Source organism: Mycobacterium sp. 29Ha, from assembly GCF_032883055.1.
Classification (GTDB): domain Bacteria; phylum Actinomycetota; class Actinomycetes; order Mycobacteriales; family Mycobacteriaceae; genus Mycobacterium; species Mycobacterium gallinarum.
The window spans coordinates 195406-214817 of record NZ_JAMQTI010000007.1 but is presented as its reverse complement, the minus strand read 5'-3'; the positions used below and the strand labels follow the sequence as shown (position 1 = coordinate 214817).

Annotated in this window: 19 protein-coding genes; 9 read left to right on the top strand and 10 right to left on the bottom strand. The window is 65.4% G+C overall.

Annotation, left to right across the window (positions count from 1 at the left end):
• Positions 1–2: 2 nt before the first annotated feature.
• Positions 3–497, bottom strand: a complete 495-nt coding sequence (locus tag M1248_RS11735) for a hypothetical protein (protein ID WP_317148430.1) — start codon at positions 495–497, stop codon at positions 3–5.
• On the bottom strand, positions 494–1660 hold the full coding sequence (locus M1248_RS11730) for a Rieske 2Fe-2S domain-containing protein (protein ID WP_163731292.1): 1167 nt from the start codon (positions 1658–1660) through the stop codon (positions 494–496). The genes M1248_RS11735 and M1248_RS11730 overlap by 4 nt, the downstream gene beginning before the upstream one ends.
• A gap of 130 nt (positions 1661–1790) precedes the next feature.
• Between M1248_RS11730 and M1248_RS11725 the strand changes: the two genes are divergently transcribed.
• Together M1248_RS11725 and M1248_RS11720 are read left to right on the top strand one after the other, a co-directional pair.
• Positions 1791–2321, top strand: coding sequence for a gamma carbonic anhydrase family protein (locus tag M1248_RS11725; RefSeq protein ID WP_083127348.1), 531 nt, complete (start codon positions 1791–1793; stop codon positions 2319–2321).
• Positions 2322–2337: 16 nt separating this feature from the next.
• The gene (locus M1248_RS11720) at positions 2338–3324 is read left to right on the top strand and encodes an MOSC domain-containing protein (RefSeq protein WP_317148429.1); all 987 of its coding nucleotides are present in this window, start codon (positions 2338–2340) and stop codon (positions 3322–3324) included.
• Here the strand turns inward: M1248_RS11720 and M1248_RS11715 are convergent.
• From M1248_RS11715 to M1248_RS11690, 6 genes are read right to left on the bottom strand one after another with little or no spacing between them, the layout of a single operon-like run.
• The gene (locus tag M1248_RS11715; RefSeq protein WP_317148428.1) at positions 3321–3944 is read right to left on the bottom strand and encodes a hypothetical protein; all 624 of its coding nucleotides are present in this window, start codon (positions 3942–3944) and stop codon (positions 3321–3323) included. The genes M1248_RS11720 and M1248_RS11715 overlap by 4 nt on opposite strands.
• Positions 3945–3973: 29 nt before the next feature.
• A complete protein-coding gene (locus tag M1248_RS11710) occupies positions 3974–4390 on the bottom strand; it encodes a nuclear transport factor 2 family protein (RefSeq protein WP_317148427.1) in 417 nt (138 codons plus the stop codon).
• 3 nt (positions 4391–4393) lie between these two features.
• Entirely contained in the window at positions 4394–5272 is an 879-nt protein-coding gene (locus M1248_RS11705) for a TIGR03619 family F420-dependent LLM class oxidoreductase (protein ID WP_317148426.1), read from the bottom strand.
• Positions 5273–5277: 5 nt separating this feature from the next.
• Positions 5278–6459 carry a thiolase domain-containing protein gene (locus M1248_RS11700; RefSeq protein WP_163731285.1) on the bottom strand — a complete coding sequence of 394 codons (1182 nt, stop codon included), beginning with the start codon at positions 6457–6459 and terminating at the stop codon, positions 5278–5280.
• Positions 6460–7527 carry a thiolase domain-containing protein gene (locus M1248_RS11695; protein ID WP_317148425.1) on the bottom strand — a complete coding sequence of 356 codons (1068 nt, stop codon included), beginning with the start codon at positions 7525–7527 and terminating at the stop codon, positions 6460–6462.
• A gap of 11 nt (positions 7528–7538) precedes the next feature.
• Complete coding sequence (locus M1248_RS11690; protein ID WP_317148424.1) at positions 7539–8543, bottom strand: Zn-ribbon domain-containing OB-fold protein; 1005 nt, start codon at positions 8541–8543, stop codon at positions 7539–7541.
• A gap of 58 nt (positions 8544–8601) precedes the next feature.
• Here M1248_RS11690 and M1248_RS11685 point away from each other — a divergent pair, with 58 nt between their 5' ends.
• Genes M1248_RS11685 through M1248_RS11675 form a run of 3 tightly spaced genes read left to right on the top strand, consistent with a single transcriptional unit; the run spans position 8602 to position 11619 of the window.
• Positions 8602–9633 carry an LLM class F420-dependent oxidoreductase gene (locus M1248_RS11685; protein WP_317148423.1) on the top strand — a complete coding sequence of 344 codons (1032 nt, stop codon included), beginning with the start codon at positions 8602–8604 and terminating at the stop codon, positions 9631–9633.
• Positions 9634–9688: 55 nt separating this feature from the next.
• Positions 9689–10402, top strand: a complete 714-nt coding sequence (locus tag M1248_RS11680; protein WP_317148422.1) for an acetoacetate decarboxylase family protein — start codon at positions 9689–9691, stop codon at positions 10400–10402.
• A 5-nt stretch (positions 10403–10407) separates the two neighbouring features.
• Complete coding sequence (locus M1248_RS11675; protein WP_317148421.1) at positions 10408–11619, top strand: cytochrome P450; 1212 nt, start codon at positions 10408–10410, stop codon at positions 11617–11619.
• Positions 11620–11670: 51 nt separating this feature from the next.
• Here the strand turns inward: M1248_RS11675 and M1248_RS11670 are convergent, their stop codons facing one another.
• The gene (locus M1248_RS11670) at positions 11671–12480 is read right to left on the bottom strand and encodes a crotonase/enoyl-CoA hydratase family protein (protein WP_317148420.1); all 810 of its coding nucleotides are present in this window, start codon (positions 12478–12480) and stop codon (positions 11671–11673) included.
• A 35-nt stretch (positions 12481–12515) separates the two neighbouring features.
• On the opposite strand from M1248_RS11670, the gene M1248_RS11665 reads away from it, so the two are divergent.
• Positions 12516–14204, top strand: coding sequence for an acyl-CoA synthetase (locus M1248_RS11665; RefSeq protein WP_317148419.1), 1689 nt, complete (start codon positions 12516–12518; stop codon positions 14202–14204).
• Positions 14204–15325 (top strand): nitronate monooxygenase family protein, encoded by a 1122-nt coding sequence (locus M1248_RS11660; protein WP_317148418.1) that lies wholly within the window; start codon positions 14204–14206, stop codon positions 15323–15325. The genes M1248_RS11665 and M1248_RS11660 overlap by 1 nt, the downstream gene beginning before the upstream one ends.
• A gap of 26 nt (positions 15326–15351) precedes the next feature.
• Here M1248_RS11660 and M1248_RS11655 read toward each other — a convergent pair whose 3' ends face one another.
• Positions 15352–16062, bottom strand: coding sequence for an LpqN/LpqT family lipoprotein (locus M1248_RS11655; protein WP_317148417.1), 711 nt, complete (start codon positions 16060–16062; stop codon positions 15352–15354).
• A 344-nt stretch (positions 16063–16406) separates the two neighbouring features.
• Here M1248_RS11655 and M1248_RS11650 point away from each other — a divergent pair, with 344 nt between their 5' ends.
• Together M1248_RS11650 and M1248_RS11645 are read left to right on the top strand one after the other, a co-directional pair.
• Positions 16407–17933, top strand: a complete 1527-nt coding sequence (locus M1248_RS11650) for a helix-turn-helix domain-containing protein (protein WP_317148416.1) — start codon at positions 16407–16409, stop codon at positions 17931–17933.
• Positions 17934–18053: 120 nt separating this feature from the next.
• Complete coding sequence (locus M1248_RS11645) at positions 18054–19319, top strand: FAD-dependent oxidoreductase (RefSeq protein WP_317148467.1); 1266 nt, start codon at positions 18054–18056, stop codon at positions 19317–19319.
• The last annotated feature ends 93 nt before the right edge of the window (positions 19320–19412 follow it).

The window sequence follows — 19412 nt, the reverse complement described above, 5'->3', positions numbered from 1 at the left end:
AGCTAGCCGTCGCCGGGCGAGGGTGCCGACGACATCTCCTCGAGACAGCCTTCGACCACAGCGTGTTTGATACTGCCCGCGAGCTTGGGACAGGACCGCTCCCGTGCCGGATCGCCGCCGGCCTCCCGGATCTCCTTGAAGTACGCGCAGCGCCGGGTTGCCTCGGAGTTCCACTGCACCGACGTCTGCGCGGGACCGAGCTTCTTCACCTCGACCGCCACGTGGCAGAACCGGCAGTCGACCGAAACCAGCCCCGATCTCAGGTAACGCTCACGGTCGCGTGCGGTGGCCTCCCGAAGTGCCTCGGCCCGGTCGTCGCCGAAAGCCGGTGCCTTGGACCAACTTCGAGCGCCCGTTTCCTTCGGACCCCCGGCCTCGCCGTGCGCGTGGTCGTCGTCATGAACGCCGTGCAGAAGCAGCATCGACCTGGCTAGCTGGTCGACGTCGGCGGGGCCGACAATCTGACCGGAGTCAGGGGCGTCCTCACGCGGGGTCATGAGCTCGCGTGCTCTGCCTTTTCATTCTCGTCCTGCTCCTTGGCCTGAGTCTTGAGGTTCTCCTCGACCTCGACATGCCACTTCTCGTTGGCCACCGTGGTGTCGACCTCGATCTCGAAGCGGTCGGTCATGTCGGGAGTCACGTCGGCGACGTCGACATAGAACTGCTGATACCAGCGGCGCATCTGGTAGACCGCGCCGTCCTCCTCGACGAGCAGCGGGTTGTCGATGCGCGTCTTGTGCTTCCAGATCTCGACGTCCTGCAGAAAGCCCTTGCTGACGCCCTCGGTGAACACCCGCGCGAGCTTGTCGGTGGTCGCCTCGTCCAGGCCCTTGGGCTTCTCGACGATGACACCCCACTGCAGCACGAACGAGTCCTGGGTGACCGGGTAGTGGCAGTTGATCAGGATCGACTCGGCCTTGAACCCGCCGTAGTTGTTGTGCAACCAGTTGATCATGAATGACGGCCCGAAGTAGGACGCCTCCGAATCCAGGTGCGCCTCACCGTAGGAGGTGCCCAGATCGCTGACGTCGGGCCTGCCCACGTTGTGCAGGTACTGCGACGCGATGTGGCCCTCGAAGACATTCTTGAAGTACGTCGGCAGGCCGAAGTGGATGTAGAAGAAGTGCGCCATGTCGGTGACGTTGTCGATGATCTCGCGGCAGTTGCTGCCCTCGATGAGCATCGTGTTCCACCGCCAGTCGGTCCACCCGTCATCGGCGAACTCCGGGATGTCGGGGATGCGCACCTCTTCTTGAGGTGGGTTGCCCTCGTGGTCGTGCCAGACGAACAGCAGACCACCGCGGACGTCGGTGTGCCAGGCCTTGGTGCGGGCCAGTCGGGGGGTGCGCTTGGCGTAGGGCACCAGCTTGCACTTGCCGTCGCCACCCCAGCGCCAGTCGTGGAACGGGCAGGCGATCTCGTCGCCCTTGATCGTGCCCTGCGCCAGGTTGCCGCCCATGTGCCGGCAGTAGCCGTCCAGCACCTTGAGGTCGCCGTTGGAGTCGGCGAAGACCACGAGCATGGTGCCGAAGATCTCCACACCGTGCGGCTTGCCGTCGAGGTAGTCCTTCACAGGACCGAGGCAGTGCCAACCGCGCGCGAACCGGTCCGGGAGCGCCCCGGTGTCGATTTCGCGGACGGCTGCTGTTTCGGTAGTCACGGTGGGCCTCCCGTTTCTGTGGCTCTAACTAGAACACGTTACAGTTTTTCCCTGCGGCCGCGCAATCAAACGCATCTACCTGCTTTTTCGCGCGGGCACTATCGCGAGACAACTGCGGTATATCTAGACAATGCCGTTGTACTCGTTCGAGGGGCGATCACCGATCGTCGATCCCAGTGCTTTCGTCGCTCCGACCGCCACTCTGGTCGGTGACGTGCATGTGGAGGCGGGTGCTTCGGTGTGGTTCAACGCGGTACTCCGGGCGGATTTCGCCCCGATCGTCGTCCGCGAGGGCGCGAACGTGCAGGACTGTTGTGTGCTGCACGCCCCACCGGGCATCCCGGTCGACGTCGGACCCGGTGCGACGGTCGCGCACGGGTGCGTGGTGCATGGCGTGCACATAGGCGCCCAGGCCGTGCTGGCCAACCACTGCACGGTGCTCGACGGCGCGGTCATCGGCGCACGCAGCCTGATCGCGGCGCATTCGCTGGTCATCGGCGGCACCAAGATCCCCGACGAGGTGGTGGTGACCGGCGCCCCGGCGAAAGTCCGCGGACCCGTGGCGGGGACCGGCGCGGAGATGTGGGTGAAGACCAATCCCGGCGCTTATCAGGATCTGGCCCGTCGCTACATCGCGGGGCTGCAGCTCATCCCCGAGTAGCGCGTACCGTAGCCGCATGTCGTTCGGTCAGGTCACAGCGCTGTGGCGCTACCCGGTGAAGTCCCTCGGCGGCGAGCAGCTCGAGCAGATCGACATCGGCGCCCGCGGTCTGCGCGGCGACCGGTTGTGGGCGGTTCGCGACCTCGAACGCGACGTCACCGCGACAGCCAGGCGCATCCCTGCCCTGCTCGGTGTAACGGCTCGCTATGCGCATCCGGTCGGTGCCGACGCCGGCCCAGGTAATGCGCCCGAGGTCCAGATCACCTTCCCCGACGGCAGTGTGTGCTCCAGCAGCGACCCCGATGTGCACAAGAAGCTCTCCGAGCTGGCCGATCGCGATGTCCGTCTGACCGCACTGCCACCCGCCGACGACACTTCGCTGCACAAGCTGAGCCGCGACGAGCGCGAGAACATGTCGATCGCCGCGCTGCGCAAGGACTTCGGGATCGCCGAAGGTGAGAAGTTCCCGGACATGTCGATGCTCCGGGTCACCGACCTGACTTTGCTGGGCAGGTACTCGACGCCGCCGGGCATGTTCGTCGACTTGGCGCCCGTCCATGTCATGACCAAAACGAGCCTGGCGACCATCGGCGCCGAACTCGGTGGTGACCCCGACGCCGTCGATGTGCGCCGCTTCCGCCCCAACATCCTGCTCACAGTCGCCAATCCCGAGGACGGGCTGCCCGAGTCGCAGTGGACCGGCGGACGCCTCTCGCTCGGCGGGGCCGTGCTCGCGGTGACGATGCCGACCATCCGGTGCGTCGTGCCGAGTCGTGCGCAACCCGGCCTCGAGGTCGACCGCCGAATCACCAAGGCGGTCGCGTCCCGGGCCGGACGCTGCCTGGGGACCTATTGCTGGGTGAACGTCGGCGGTCCGGTCAGCGTCGGTGACGAGGCGACGCTGAAGGAGAGCAGGAATCGTGTGCTCGCCGATGCCGCCCGCCGTGCGAAGCGGTTCGCGTTCGGCGTGGCGACGTCGGCCATGGAACGACTCGGACGCTAACCGGCCGGCGCCAACCCGGTTCGCAGTGCGATCTGCTGCATCTTGCCGATGTTGAGGACGAACTGGTCAGTGGTGACGTCACCCGGAGCGCTCTGGAACTCCAGACGTACCAACGCCGGGCCCTCGTTGAACAGCAGCAGTGTGGTGGCCTTACTGCCGTCCGCCGACGTGCCGACGGCCATCGTGCCATTGCTGCCGACCGGCGCCGGACGGGTGGTGGCGCCGGTGATCGTGGAGCCGATGGTGGGCAGCGCCGCCTTCAGGGTGTCGGCGGCCGTCTCGGCATCCGCATAGATCACGATGGTGTCGGAGATGGCCCTGGTGTCGTCCTGGTTGACGAACAACGCACTGGCACCGGGCAGTCCGTCCGGACCGGACGGTGTGCTCGACTGCTCGGTGAACATGTCCTCGTCGTCGCTGAGGTCACCTGGCTGGAGCAGCAATCGGCTGTAGTCGGCCTGTTGGTCCGTCTTGGTGGTGCTCGGAGCGGCCGACGCTGATGAGGTCGTTGACGCAGGCAGGCTCGGAACGGTACCGGCGGGGCCAGTGCCGGATGAGTCACATCCGATCGCTGCCACGCACATCAACGCTGCCAAGGCCGCGGTGGATCTGGATCGCATACCTCCACCGTGCCACAGCCGGAGGGGCGCTAGATTTTGCGAGCGCTCGCCGTCGCCCGGTCGAGCTCCCAGAACGCCCGCAGTGCAACGATCTTGCCGTCGTCGTTCACGCGGTAGGTGAACACACCTTCGGCTTTCACCTCGTAGCCGGCGGCCCTGATCACGATGTGGCCAACGTTGGCCTCCTCGTTGCCGCACTGGTACGTCTGCTCGAAGTGAAAGGTCAGGTCGCTCGGGGCGATCGCCTTGTCGTAGAACAGTGCGATTGCTTCCTTGCCGCGGTGACCCTTACCCTCCGGATCGAAGTGCGACGGCCCTATCGGATCCTCGACGACGGCGTCGTCGGCGAAGTTCGCCAGCCAGGCATCCTTGTCGTGTGCGATCGCCGCCTCGCGAGAACGCTTGCCCGCCAGGTGAACCGGGGCGTTCGGGTCGGTGACCGCCATGCGTCAGTCCTGCCAGCCAGAGTGGATGTAGGTATCGGCGAAGCGCTTCATCGCGTCCTTCTTCTGCTCCACCGGTGCGTCGAAGGCGAGGCCCTCGAACACCCACGGAATCCCGATGTAGTCGGTGACACCCGCCGCGACGAGGTCGCGGTGGCCGTCGACACCGAACTTGTCGATACACACGGCCTGGTATTCGAACGGGTCGTCGGCACGCCCGCTCTCGGCCAGCAGCTTCTTGATCTTGCCGATCGTCTCGGCTAGCTGGTCGCAGGTCATCATCGCGCTGGTCCATCCGTCACCGATGCGGACGGCGCGTTTGAGCGCGACATCAGTGTGCCCGCCGACGTAGAACGGCACCGGCTCCGACGGTGCCGGGCTCATCTGCAGCCGGTCGAAGTCGTAGAACTCGCCGTGGTGTTCGACCATGCCGCCGGCGAGCACCAGCTTGATGACATCGATCATCTCGTCGACTCGTTTGCCGCGCTTCGCGTAGGGCACCCCGCACCACTCGAATTCCTCGGGAGCCCAGCCGATCCCGACGCCGAAGCCGAATCGGTTGTTGGTGAGGTTTGCCACCGACCCGACCTGTCGGGCCAGTAGCAGCGGATTCCGCGAACCGAGCTTCATCACGTTGGTGTAGAAGCGCAGCTTCGACGTCACCGCACCCAATGCACCCGCGAGGATCAACGGATCGACCCAGGGCGAGTTCTCATCGAACATCCGCTTGCCGTCGGCAGTGTAGGGATAGTCGACGGACTGCTCCTCGAAATAGAAGATCGAGTCCGGCAGCGCGATGTTGTCGAAGCCGAGTTCTTCAGCCGTTTTGGCGATTTCGATCAGCTGGTCGAGTGGGCTGAACGCGATGCTGATGGTGTACTGCATGCGAGTCACGGTTTGTCAGCTCCCACGACCCACATCGAGTAATACTGTGCGCCACCGCCGTACGCGTGGCCCAGCGCTTTGCGAGCGCCCGGGACCTGATGATCGCCGCCCTTGCCCATCACCTGGATCGCCGACTCGGCGAACCGGATCATCCCGGAGGCGCCGATCGGATTCGACGACAGCACACCGCCGGAGGCATTGAGCGGAATGCGGCCGGTGATCTCGGTTTCGCCCGCCTCGGTGAGCTTCCACCCCTCGCCTTCCTTGGCGAAGCCGAGGCTCTCCAGCCACATCGGCTCGTACCAGGAGAACGGCACGTAGACCTCGGCGGCGTCGATTTCATCGATCGGGCTCTTGATGCCCGCTGCTTTCCACAGGGCGGCCGCGGCGTCCCGGCTGGCCTGCGGGTTGACCTGGTCGCGACCCGCGTAGGCAAGCGGTTCGGTGCGCAGCGACGTGGCATGAATCCAGGCGACCGGGTGACCGTTGGCGATATGCGCTTCTGCTGCTTCCTCGTTGCCGATCACCATGGCCGCAGCGCCGTCGGACGAGGGACAGGTCTCGTCGTAGCGGATCGGGTCCCACAGCATCGGGGACTCCATCACCTTCTCGACGGTGATGTCGGGCTGGTGCAGATGAGCCAACGGGTTCTTGGCGCCGTTGCGCCGATCCTTGACCGCGACGATCGCGCCGATGTGGCTCGGTGCACCCGAGCGACGGATGTAGGCGCGGATGTGCGGCGCGAAGTAGCCACCGGCGCCCGCACCGACCGGCTTGGTGAACGGCACCGGAATGCTCAACGCCCACATGGCGTTCGACTCGGACTGCTTCTCCCACGCCATCGTCAGCACGCGCTTGTACTTGCCGGACTGCACGAGGCTGGCGGCGACGATCGCGGTCGAGCCACCCACCGAGCCGGCCGTGTGCACGCGGATCAGTGGCTTGTTCGTGGCGCCGGTGGCGTCGGCCATGAACAGCTCCGGCATCATCACGCCCTCGAAGAAGTCGGGCGCCTTGCCGACCACCACGGCGTCGATGTCGTCGAACGTCGAGCCCGAGTCCTCGAGCGCCCGGTCGATGGCCTCGCGAACCAGACCGTTCATCGACACGTCGTGGCGCTTGGCGACGTACTTCGTCTGCCCGGTGCCGAGCACCGCTGCCAGGTGCTTTTGGGATGGACCCGCCATCTAGTTCTTCCCTTCCAGAACGGCAACCAGATTCTGTTGCAGCGCAGGGCCACTGGTCGCGTGGGCCAGCACCCGCTGCGCGGAGCCGTCGAAGATGTGCTGTGCCGCGAAGCCGATGCGCTCCAGACCGGCCGAGAACATCGGGTTGGCCGCGAGGGGGCCACCTGAGGGATTGATCTTCGTCTTGTCCGTCAGCCCGATGGCTTCCTTCAGGATCAGCTGTTGATGGGTGAACGGTGCGTAGATCTCCGCCACCTCGATCGAACCCGCATCCCCGCCGGTCGCAGTCTTGGCCGACGCCGCGGTCGACGGCGAGGTGGTCAGATCGCGCGCACCGAGGATCGGCGTCTCGATGCGGTGCTCGATACCCGTTATCCAGGCCGGGTTTTCACGCAGTTCCCGTGCTTTGTCGCCGGCGGCGAGGACGATCGCCGACGCGCCGTCGGTGATCGGGGCGATGTCATGGCGGCGCAGTGGATCGGCGAAGAACGGCCGGGACAGCAACTCGTCGACGCTTCCGGTGACCTCTTCTTTGTCGGTACGTCCGCCCGCGGCGTAGGAATCCAGCGCCACCTGAGCCATCTGCTCGGCGGTCCATTTGCCGGCGTCCAGGCCTGCCCGGGCCTGCAGACCGGCCATCGACACCGAGTCCGGCCACAGTGGCGCGACGGTGTAGGGATCGGTCTGCAATGCCAGAACGCGTCGCAGCGTGCCCGCTGATGACTTACCGAACCCGTAGACCAATGCGGTTTCGACCTGACCGGTGAGCAGCTTGATGTAGGCCTCGTACAGCGCCCACGCTGCGTCCATTTCGACGTGGCTTTCGTTGATCGGTGGAACCGCACCGATCGAGTCGATCGCCGAAATGAACGAGAAGGCCCGGCCGGCAAGGTAGTCCGAGGAGCCCGAACACCAGAAGCCGATGTCGGTCTGCTGCAGGCCCAGCTCGTCGTACAGCTTGCCGAAGCACGGCATCAACATCTCGACCCCGTTGGTGGTGCCGTCGGTGCGGCGGACGTGGGGTGCGTGTGCGAAGCCCACCACTGCTACATCATTCGAACCAGTCATCAAAGGGCCCTTTACAGGTGGTGCTTGTAGGTGTCGTAATCCGCGTCGGGCTCGCCCGTCGGCCGGAAGTAGTCGATGTTGTCGATGCCCAGGCCCCATTGCTCGCGAGGCTTCCACACGGCCTGCACCCGCATGCCCATCCGGACGTCCGCCGGGTCGATCTCGGTGACCAGATGCAGGAACGGGATGTCGGCACCGTCGAGAAGGACGTACGCCGCGACGTAGGGCGGCTTGATGCGCTGTCCGGGAAACGGGATGTTGATGATGGCGAAGGTGGTGACGGTGCCCTTGTCGTCGAGTTCGAGGAACTCGTCGAGTTCCAGGCCGGTGGCCGGATCGGCCTCCTTGGGCGGGAAGTACACGGGGCCTGGCTTATCGCCGCGTCCCTTCCTGGTCCGCGCCGCGAGCAGCTTGCCTTCCTCGAGCGCACGCAGGAACCTGCTCTCGGGCAGCGAGGCGGTGTGCTGGATCTCGATCATCGACGGCGCCACCTGGATCTTGACCGGTTCGCGATCGTCGGGCTTGCCTTCGGGTTCCGTGTCTTCGCCAGGCAGAAACCAGGCGATGTCGGTGATCGCGCCGACCGGTTCGTCGATCCAGTGCGCATGCACCCTGGTGCCGGTGCTGATCGCGTCCGACGACCCGGCGTCCACCGCGTGCAGCAGCGGGGTGTCGGCGCCGTCGAGCTTGATCAACGCCCACGCGAACGGCTTGTCGAGCGGCTGGCCCTCCAGCGGCGTCGACTGCCAGGTCCACGACATGACCGTTCCGACGCTGCTCACCGGTACGACCTCGGTCAGGGGCTCGTACGTCACGGGGTCATACTCAGCGGGCGGCACGTGCACCCGCCCGTCCGAACCGCGTACGCCGACGATCCGTCGCTCTCGCAGGGCGGTGAAGAACTGGGATAGGAGTGGTCCGACTGAACGGGTGTAGTCGAAAGAAAGCCGTAACGGCGCCGAAAGTGGCGGCTCATGCGGATCGATCTGCACCGGGCTGCTTTGGCTGGTGGTCACGGCATCGAGTAGAACAGGTTCTAAGAATGGTTTCAACCACGGGTCGGAAGGCGGACTGATGAAGCTAGGACTGCAGCTGGGTTATTGGGGCGCGCAGCCGCCGGAGAACCACGCCGAACTGGTCGCGGCCGCCGAGGAGGCCGCGTTCGACACCGTGTTCACCGCGGAGGCGTGGGGTTCGGACGCATACACGCCGTTGGCCTGGTGGGGCCGTGAAACGACCAAGATGCGCCTGGGCACCTCGGTCATCCAGCTGTCGGCCAGGACGCCGACCGCGTGCGCGATGGCCGCCCTCACGCTGGACCACCTGTCCGGCGGCAGGCACATCCTCGGCCTCGGGGTGTCGGGGCCGCAGGTGGTCGAGGGTTGGTACGGCGCCAAGTTCCCCAAGCCGCTGGCCCGCACCCGCGAGTACATCGACATCCTGCGCCAGGTCTGGGCCCGCGAGGCGCCGGTGCACAGCGACGGCCCGCACTACCCGCTTCCGTTGACGGGCGAGGGGACCACCGGGCTCGGCAAGAACCTGAAGCCGATCACCCACCCGCTGCGCGCCGACATCCCGGTGATGCTGGGCGCCGAGGGACCGAAGAACGTCGCGCTGGCCGCCGAGATCTGTGACGGCTGGCTGCCTATCTTCTACTCGCCGCGGATCGCCGGCATGTACAACGAGTGGCTCGACGAGGGTTTCGCGCGTCCCGGCGCGCGGCGCACCCGCGAGACGTTCGAGATCTGCGCGACCGCACAGGTCGTCGTCACCGACGATCGCGCCGAGATCATGGAGTTGATGAAGCCCCATCTGGCGCTCTACATGGGCGGGATGGGCGCCGAGGACACCAACTTCCACGCCGACGTCTACCGCCGCATGGGGTACGCCGAGGTGGTCGACGACGTCACCAAGTTGTTCCGTTCCGATCGCAAGGACGAGGCGGCGAAGATCATCCCGGACGAGCTCGTCGACGATTCGGCGATCGTGGGTGACCTCGCCTACGTGCAGGAACAGATCAAGGCGTGGGAGGCCGCCGGCGTGACGATGATGGTCGTCGGCGCGCGATCACCCGAGCAGATTCGGGACCTCGCCGCACTCGTATAGGACTCGGGTAGACACTTCCTTGCTAGTTGTCTAGTCCGCGTTCTAGATTGACCCGATGAGCCAGCACACCATCGCGGGCACGGTGCTCACCATGCCGGTCAAGGTCCGCAAAGCGACTCAGCACATGGCGATGTTCCCGGTGGACGCCGACGCCGCCCAGGCGATGATCGACTACAGCGGTTTGCAGGTCTGCCGCTACCGGCCGAACCGCGCGATGGCCGTGCTGATGCTGATGCGCTACATCGACTCCGATCTCGGCGAGTACTACGAGTACGGCACCAACATCATGGTGAACCCACCGGGATCGGATGCGAAGGGACTGCGCGCCCTGCAGTCGGCGGGGGCGTTCGTCCACCACCTGCCCGTCGACCAACCGTTCACCCTCGAGGCCGGATGCAAGATCTGGGGCTACCCGAAGGTGATGGCCGACTTCGTGATTCGGGACGGCCACACGTATTCGTTCGACGTGACGATCAACGGCCAGTTCGCCGTTGGCATGGACTTCAAGCCGGGACTACCGGTGCCGTCGGCGTTCACGTCGCGCCCACAGTCGCACCCCACCTATTCGTACCGCGACGGTGTCCGCCGTCAGACCCTCGGCGAGATGAAGACGACCGATGTTCGGTACCGACCCGGCGGTGCGACCGTCCGTCTCGGCGAACATCCCTACGCCAAAGAACTGGCCTCGCTAGGCTTCCCCAAACGTGCGATGGTCTCCAGTTCGGCGGGCAACGTCGAGATGACATTCGCAGACGCGCAGGAGGTTTGACCAATATGTCACCGACCACGGCAACGAAGCCGGATGTGGATCTCGCCGACGGCGCCTTCTATGCCGATCGGCCGGCGTCCCGCGAGGTCTACAAGTGGATGCGAAAGAACGAGCCGGTGTTCCGGGATCGCAACGGATTGGCGGCCGCGGCAACCTATGCCGCGGTGATCGAGGCCGAGCGCAATCCCGAGCTGTTCTCCAACGCCGGTGGCATCCGTCCCGATCAGGGGCCGCTGCCGATGATGATCGACATGGACGATCCCGCACATCTGTTGCGCCGCAAGCTCGTCAATGCCGGCTTCACGCGCAAACGGCTGAAGGTCCAGGACGGGACCATCGGCGCGTTGTGTGACTGGCTCATCGACCAGGTGTGTGAGCGCGGCGAATGCGATTTGGTGACCGACCTTGCGGCGCCGCTGCCGATGGCCGTCATCGGAGACATGCTCGGCGTGCTCCCCGAAGAGCGCGAGCTGTTTCTCAAGTGGTCCGACGAGATGATGGTCGGCCTCAGTTCCACTGTGTCCGAAGCAGAAATGCAGGTCACGATGGACGCCTTCATGGCATACAACAACTACACCATGAACAAGATCGCCCAGCGTCGGGAAGAACCGACCGAGGATCTGATCAGCGTCCTGGTCCACGCCGAGGTCGACGGTCAACAGCTGTCCGACGACGACATCCTGCAGGAGACCCTGCTGATTCTCGTCGGCGGCGACGAGACCACACGTCACACCATCTCCGGCGGCATCGAGCAGCTGATCCGCAACCGCGATCAGTGGGATCTGCTGCGCAACGACTTCGATCTGCTGCCCGGCGCGATCGAGGAGATGCTGCGCTGGACATCGCCGTTGAAGAACATGGCGCGAACGGTCACCGCCGACACGGAGTTTCACGGCGCGAGCCTCAAAGCCGGTGAGAAGATGCTCCTGCTATTCGAGTCGGCGAACTTCGACGAAGCCGTCTTCGGAGACCCGGAGAACTTCCGCATTCAGCGAGACCCCAACAGCCACTTGGCATTCGGATTCGGGACACACTTCTGCCTCGGAAATCAGCTGGCGCGCATCGAGTTGATCAACATGACGCGGCGGGTGCTGGAGCGGATGCCTGACCTGCAGCTGGCCTCCGACGCCGTGCTGCCACTTCGGCCGGCGAACTTCGTCAGCGGCCTGGAGTCGATGCCGGTGACGTTCACCCCGAGCAAGCGCGTGCTGAGATAGCGATTTGGGTGCGCTTGCGATCGCTCAGCGACGGTTTGCGCACCGAAATCACTACTTCATCTGGAAGTTGGGCGCGCGTTTCTCCTTGAACGCCAGCGGGCCTTCCTTGGCATCGTCGGACAGGAACACCGGGATGCCGTTGGCGGTGTCGGGCTTGAACGCGTCGAGTTCGTGCATGCCCTCGGCCTCACGGATGGTCTTGAGGATCGCCTGCACGGCCAGCGGGCCGTTGTTGTTGATGACGTCGGCGATCTCCAGCGCCTTTTCCAGTGCGGTGCCGTCGGGGACGACGTAGCCGATCAGGCCGTAGGACAGCGCCTCGGCGGCAGTGATGTGGCGTCCGGTCAGCAGTAGGTCGCACGCGATCGTGTACGGGATCTGGCGCGGCAGCCGCACCGCCGAGCCGCCCATCGGATACAGGCTCCACTTGGCCTCCGAGATGCCGAACTTCGCGCTCTCACCCGCGACGCGGATGTCGGTGCCCTGCAGGATCTCGGTGCCTCCTGCGATGGCCGGGCCTTCGACGGCGGCGATCAGCGGCTTGGTGAGCCTACGACCCTTCAGCAGGGCCTCGATCTTCGTCGGGTCGAACGCCCCGCTCTTGAACGAGTCGCCGGGAGGCGCCTTGGTTGCGGTCTTCAGGTCCATACCTGCGCAGAAGTAGCCGCCTGCGCCGGTGAGGATGCAGGTGCGGATCTCGGGATCCTCGTCGACGCGGTTCCAGGCGTCGACCATGATCGACATCATTTCGGTGGACAGTGCGTTGCGCGCCTCCGGTCGGTTCAGCGTCAGGATCAGGGTGTGTCCGCGCTGCTCAATGAGGGCGTCGGGGCCTTTTTCCGGTTTTCCTTCGTCGCTCACGAACTAGTCCGCCTTCCAGCGTCGATGCCACAGACTTGTCTCGAAATGTAACACGTTCTAGTTTATGTGCTGTGGCCCTGAACATTGCTGATCTTGCCGAGCACGCCATCGATGCCGTGCCAGACCGTGTCGCCCTCATTTCGGGTGACGAACAGCTGACCTACGCCGAATTGGAGGAGAAGGCCAACCGTCTGGCCCACTACCTCCTCGACCAAGGCGTGAAGAAGGACGACAAGGTCGGGCTGTACTGCCGCAATCGCATCGAGATCGTCATCGCGATGCTGGGCATCGTCAAGGCTGGTGCGATTCTGGTCAACGTCAACTTCCGCTACGTCGAGGGCGAGCTGAAGTACCTGTTCGACAACTCGGACATGGTCGCGCTGGTGCACGAGCGCCGCTACGCCGACCGCGTCGCCAACGTGCTGCCCGAGACACCCGCCGTCAAGACCGTCCTCTCGGTCGAGGACGGCAGCGACGACGACTACCAGCGTTACGGCGGTGTCGAGTTCTACTCGGCGCTGGAGCAGGGCTCGCCCGAGCGCGACTTCGGTGAGCGCAGCGCCGACGACATCTACCTGCTCTACACCGGCGGCACGACCGGCTTCCCCAAGGGCGTGATGTGGCGCCACGAGGACATCTACCGAGTGCTGTTCGGCGGCACCGACTTTGCGACGGGCGAGTTCGTCAAGGATGAGTACGACCTGGCCAAGGCCGCCGCGGAGAATCCGCCGATGATCCGCTACCCGATCCCGCCGATGATCCACGGCGCCACCCAGTCGGCCACCTGGATGTCGATCTTCTCGGGTCAAACCACAGTGCTCGCACCGGAGTTCGACGCCGACGAGGTTTGGCAGACCATCGAGAAGCACAAGGTGAACCTGCTGTTCTTCACGGGCGACGCGATGGCTCGCCCGCTGCTGGACGCGTTGACCAAACTGCACGACGGGGGCCGCGAGCCCGATCTGTCGTCACTGTTCCTGCTCGCCAGCACGGCCGCGCTGTTCTCGACGAGCATCAAGGAGAAGTTCCTCGAGCTGCTCCCCAACCGGGTGATCACCGACTCGATCGGTTCCTCGGAAACCGGCTTCGGCGGCACCAGCATCGTGGCGAAGGGCCAGTCGCACACCGGCGGACCGCGCGTGACGATCGACCATCGCACCGTCGTTCTCGACGAGGACGGCAACGAGGTCAAGCCGGGCTCCGGGGTGCGCGGGATGATCGCCAAGAAGGGCAACATCCCGGTCGGTTACTACAAGGACGAAGAGAAAACCAGGCAGACCTTCCGAACCTTCAACGGGGTGCGCTATGCGATTCCGGGTGACTACGCCGAGGTCGACGCGGACGGCTCCGTGACGATGCTCGGCCGCGGTTCGCAGTCCATCAACAGTGGTGGCGAGAAGATCTACCCCGAAGAGGTCGAGGCCGCGCTCAAGGGCCACCCTGACGTCTTCGACGCGCTGGTGGTCGGGGTGCCCGACGAGCGGTACGGGAACTGCGTGGCCGCCGTCATCCACCGCCGCGAAGGCACCAACCCGACGCTGGCCGAACTCGACACGTTCGTCCGGAATGAGATCGCGGGTTACAAAGTGCCGCGCAAGGTTTGGTGGGTCGACGAGATCCACCGCACGCCCGCGGGCAAGCCCGACTACCGGTGGGCCAAGGACATCACCGAGGAGCGGCCCGCCGACGACGCACACGTCAAGCACGCGGGCAGCACATCCTGATGCGTACCGAGCTGTGTGACCGTTTCGGCATCGACTATCCGATATTCGTCTTCACGCCGTCGGAGAAGGTCGCCGCCGCGGTCAGCAAGGCCGGCGGTCTCGGTGTGCTCGGCTGCGTGCGGTTCAACGACGCCGACGATCTCGAGAACGTGCTGTGCTGGATGGACGAGAACACCGACGGTAAGCCGTACGGTGTCGACATCGTGATGCCGGCCAAGATCCCGCAGGAGGGCACGGCCGCCGATATCGGCAAGCTCATCCCGCAGAGCCACCGTGACTTCATCGACAAGACCCTCGCCGATCTCGGTGTTCCGCCGTTGCCCGAGGATGGGGAGCGCAGCGCGGGTGTGCTCGGCTGGCTGCACTCGGTGGCCCGTTCGCACGTCGAGGTGGCGCTCAAGCACCCGATCAAGTTGATCGCCAACGCCCTTGGCTCACCGCCGAAGGACGTGATCGATCAGGTGCACGCGGCCGGGGTGCCGGTGGCGGCCCTGGCCGGTAGCGCCAAGCACGCGCAGCGTCATGCCGCGAACGGCGTGGACATCGTGGTGGCGCAGGGCCACGAGGCGGGTGGACACACCGGCGAGATCGGTTCGATGGTGCTGTGGCCGGAAATCGTTGATGCGCTTGACGGTAAGACCCCGGTGCTGGCGGCAGGCGGTATCGGCACCGGGCGGCAGGTCGCCGCGGCCCTCGCGCTGGGCGCTCAGGGGGTGTGGATGGGCTCGGCGTTCCTGACGTCGGCCGAGTACGACCTGGGCCATCGCAAGCCGTCCGGTGTGTCGACGATCCAGGAGGCCCTGCTGCGGGCCAACTCGAGCGACACCGTGCGCCGCCGTATTTACACCGGAAAGCCTGCGCGCCTGCTGAAGTCGAAGTGGACCGACGCCTGGGATGCCCCCGATGCACCCGAGCCATTGCCGATGCCGCTGCAGAACATCCTCGTCAGCGAGGCCCATCAGCGGATGAACGAATCGGACAATCCCGACACCGTCGCGATGCCCGTCGGTCAGATCGTCGGACGGATGAACGAGATCCGGCCGGTCGCCGACATCATCGCCGAGTTGGTCTCCGGTTTCGACGAGGCCTCGAAGCGACTCGACGGTATCCGCGGTAACTAGCTCACGCCGCCGCGAACAGCCTTACATCACGGGGTGATCGTCGTCTGCTCGTCGATGACATCCGTTGCCGCGCCGACGATGTCGCCCTGGTTCTCCAGGCCGTCGGCGTTGAGCTGCAGCACGTAGAGGCCGTCGGCTCCCGGGATCACGACGGTTTTCTGGGCGACGATCTTGGTTTGCCCCTCCGACTCCCAGGTGCCGCCGAGCTGGTAGGCCGGGTAGTCGCTGAGCGTGCTGTTCTCACCCTCGTTCGACGCGCTCCAGCCGGGCAGGTTCTGCAGTTCGCCGGGGGCCAGGTCGATGATCGTCTGCGGGTCGACGTTGCCGGTCAGCTTCGAAACCAGCGCGACGATGCTCGGCGAGTACTCGGCGGCTTCGGGACCGGTGTAGATGATGGCGCCGTAGGCCCACTCCGGGGTGTTCTCCCCGGCCGGCTCCCAGCCGTCGGGGATCGGCAGATCGATGGTGGGTGAGCCCGGGTCGCCGCGCTTGACCGGCGCCTCCTGGATGTTGTTCTCCTTGATGTAGCTGGCGATCGTCGGGTTCGGGCCGGCGGCATCCTCATCGCGCGGAGCGACTTTGGCCGTTGTCGTCGGTGCGGCCTCGGTCGTGGTGGTGCTCGTGGTCTCCGACTCGCTGGTGGCCGGTTCGGTCTTGGTGTCCGAGCCGCAGCCCGACAACACCAGGGCCAGAGCGGCAGCCAATGCGGCCGCTCCGGTGATCGCCGTGCGCCTCATCAGTCACTCCTGTCGTCCTGCAACGCGTGTCGCCGCTGTCGGCAAACATGGCCGGTTGCTTTGGTCGTGACGAAGCGTAATCGAAAAGGGCCGCCTTGAAGGGCGAGTAGTTATTCGCCAGCGACCTCAGAGCTTCGCTGGACTTCTACCGGCCACTCGGTCTTCCGGTGCCGGGCTCCGACGCACCGCATGTGGCGGTCGAACTGCCGGGTGGAAATACCTTGTCGTTCGACAACGAGGAGACGATCGCGGCGATGCATCCAGGTCGGCCAGCGCAGTCGTCGGCGCGTATTCGCGGTACCCCACATTGACCGACAATAGACTCGGCTGAAAAGGAGAAGTGCGTGGTCACTTTGGACCGCTTGGTGAACGTGCTGGGAAGCTACGGCGTCCGACTGCGTTTCTGTCCAATACCGCGCTCCACGGAACTCGGCAGCGTCGTAGTGCACGAGGTTGCACGCGGCCGTACGGTCATCGGCGACGTGCTGCTGGCCATCGGGGCGCGTTCGGCGGACGAGGCATTGCGGTGGGCGGTGTCGGCGCACGCCGTGGTCGTCCTTCTGCGTGACCACGATGACACCACCACCTTCGCCGGGATGGACGAGGGCGTCGCGATGATGGTTGTCGATGCATCGGTTTCCTGGAGTGAGCTTTCGGCTGTCGTCTACGGGCTGGTTCTGGAAGGTCGGGAAACCGAATCCGGCCGCGGTCCAACCGATCTGTTCGCCCTCGCCGATAGCCTGGCCGAGATGGTCGGTGGCGCGGTCACCATCGAGGATCCGTTGTCGCGGGTGCTCGCATACTCCACGATGCAGCAGAACGCCGATCCGGCCCGTGTCGCGACGGTCATGGATAGGCAGGCGCCGGCGAGTCTGCGCGAATTCTTCGAAACTCGAGGCGTTTTCGCGCATCTTGCAACCTCTGACGAACCGCTGTTCGTCAGTCCGGACACCGATCGCGGAATGTCGGGCCGCATGGTCGTTGCGGTGCGTTCGGGGACAGAACTCATGGGGTCGTTGTGGGTTGCCTGCCTCGAGCCGCTGGTCGAACCCGAACGGACGGCGTTTGCCGACGGGGCCCGGACAGTGGCCTTACATTTGTTGCGCTCACGCGCCAGCGCGGATTTGGAGCGTCAGGTCGAATCCGAATTGGTGCTGCGACTCTTGAACGGCAGCCCCGATGCCGCGGCGTCGGCCAGCCGACTCGGTTTGGCGCCAGGCCGTATGCGCGTGATCGCAGTGCAGGCTTTCATCGACTTCGATCGAGATGCGGGTCTTCTACTCGCCTTCGAGCGGGCGACGGCCGGGTTCGGTTGGTCACGTCCCGGCCGAAGTGCCCTCTCCGGCAACACGGTGTACACGTTGTTGCCGGGCGAGCAGGCGGAGTCCGCTCGACGGTGGTTCGCGGGGCTGCAGGCGTCTCTGCCCGGTCGGTTGACCGTGTTGGCCGGTATCAGCAAGGCGGCCACGGCCACAGATCTGCCTGCGGCGCGTCAGGAAGCCGACGAATGTCTCGCGCTGCACGGGATCAAGCCGGCTGATGCCCCGCCGCCGGCCTATGACGAGTCGTGGGACGAGATCCTGCTGCAACGGCTTCGGACAGCGGCGCGCTCAGGCCGGACCCCCGACCGCGGACCCGTCGCCGAGTTGCGACGCCACGACGCCGATAACACCACCGACTATGTGTCGACTCTGAGGGCCTGGCTGGAGGCCATGGGCGACCCCGCCGAAGCGGGCAACCGATTGGGCGTGCACGAGAACACCGTGCGGTACCGCTTGCGCAAGATGGGCGAGATCACCGACCTTCAATTGGACGACGCCCGCAAGCGGCTGGCCATGATGATCGAACTTGCTGCCACTCAAACCGACTGACCACGCCGTTTGTCGGATCACCACAACGGAGCCGCCGTTGGTTGTCCCCTCGCGGCAAGCCTTGCCGTCGATGGTCAGGCCACCATGTCCGTAGATGGATTCAGCGATGGAGGTATGGCAATGGTCGGCGACGTGCGTATCGATGGCGGTCCGCGGTCTGCGGTCGTGGTCGGCGCAGGCATCGTCGGATTGTCGACGGCGTGGTTCCTGCAGGAGAGGGGAGTCGACGTCACCGTGGTGGACCGCGCAGGCGTAGCCGCCGGAGCCTCCCGCGGTAACGCCGGCTGGATCTCACCCGCGCTGACGATGCCGCTGAACTCTCCGAAACTGCTTCGCTACGGGTTGCGATCGTTGCGCGACCGGAACGCTCCTCTGCACATCCCGATGTCCGCGGACAGTGCACTGTGGTCGTTCCTGATTCAATTCGCAGCCAACTGTCGTCCGTCGGCGTGGATTCGCGCGGTGCAAGCCAACGTGCCGCTCAACGAGGAATGCATCGAGGCATACGACGTTCTTGTCGGGAACGGGGTCGACGCGCCCGTGACCGATGCTCCGATCACGGCGGTGTTCCGAACGACCCGTGACGCGGAGAACATGTTGCGGGACCTCCGTGCCCTCGAGAACGCCGGACAGTCTGTGTTCGTCACCGGGCTGTCTGCTGAGGCACTGCGCGAGCAGGTTCCGCTCGCGTCGCCGGCGATCACCGCCGCGCTCAACATCAACGGTCAACGATTCGTGGATCCGGGTCGTTTCGTCACGGCCCTGGGAAGGGCTGTCGAAGAGCGGGGAGCCACCATCCTCACGGCGGATGTACGGGGCGTCTTCAGCTCCGGTAACTCAGCGACGGTGTTGCCCTACCGCGGCAAGCCGTTGACCGCCGACGCTGCGGTGATCGCCACCGGCGCGTGGCTTTCACGACTGGCCGGCAGCCGACTGCGGGTGCCGGTGAGGGCCGGTCGTGGTTACTCGTTCACCGTGCCCGTCGAGCGGCCCATACCCGGTCCCATTTACCTGCCGGACGCGCGAGTGGCCTGCACTCCCTTCAACGGGGCACTGCGGGTGGCGGGCACGATGGAATTCCGCGACCCGCATGAGCCATTGATGGCTGAACGTGTCGGCGCAATCGTCGCCTCCGTGAGTCCGCTGCTGGAAGGGGTTCGATGGGCCGAACGCAGCGACATCTGGGTGGGACCGCGACCGATAACCCCCGACGGCCTGCCATTGATCGGTGAGATGTCTCGCAACGTGTATATCGCTGGCGGGCACGGCATGTGGGGTCTAGCACATGGGCCGATCACCGGCCGGCTACTGACCGAACAGATCACCACCGGCAAGCAACCCGAAGCCCTGCGGCCTTTCGATCCGCTGCGGCGAGTTGTTACCTAGACCGAGGGTCTCGCCCGTTTCGGGCACCGCGAGTCGTCAGGGGCGGCGCAGTTGTTGCGGCCCGCCCCTGACGACGATCCCTTTGGAAATGAG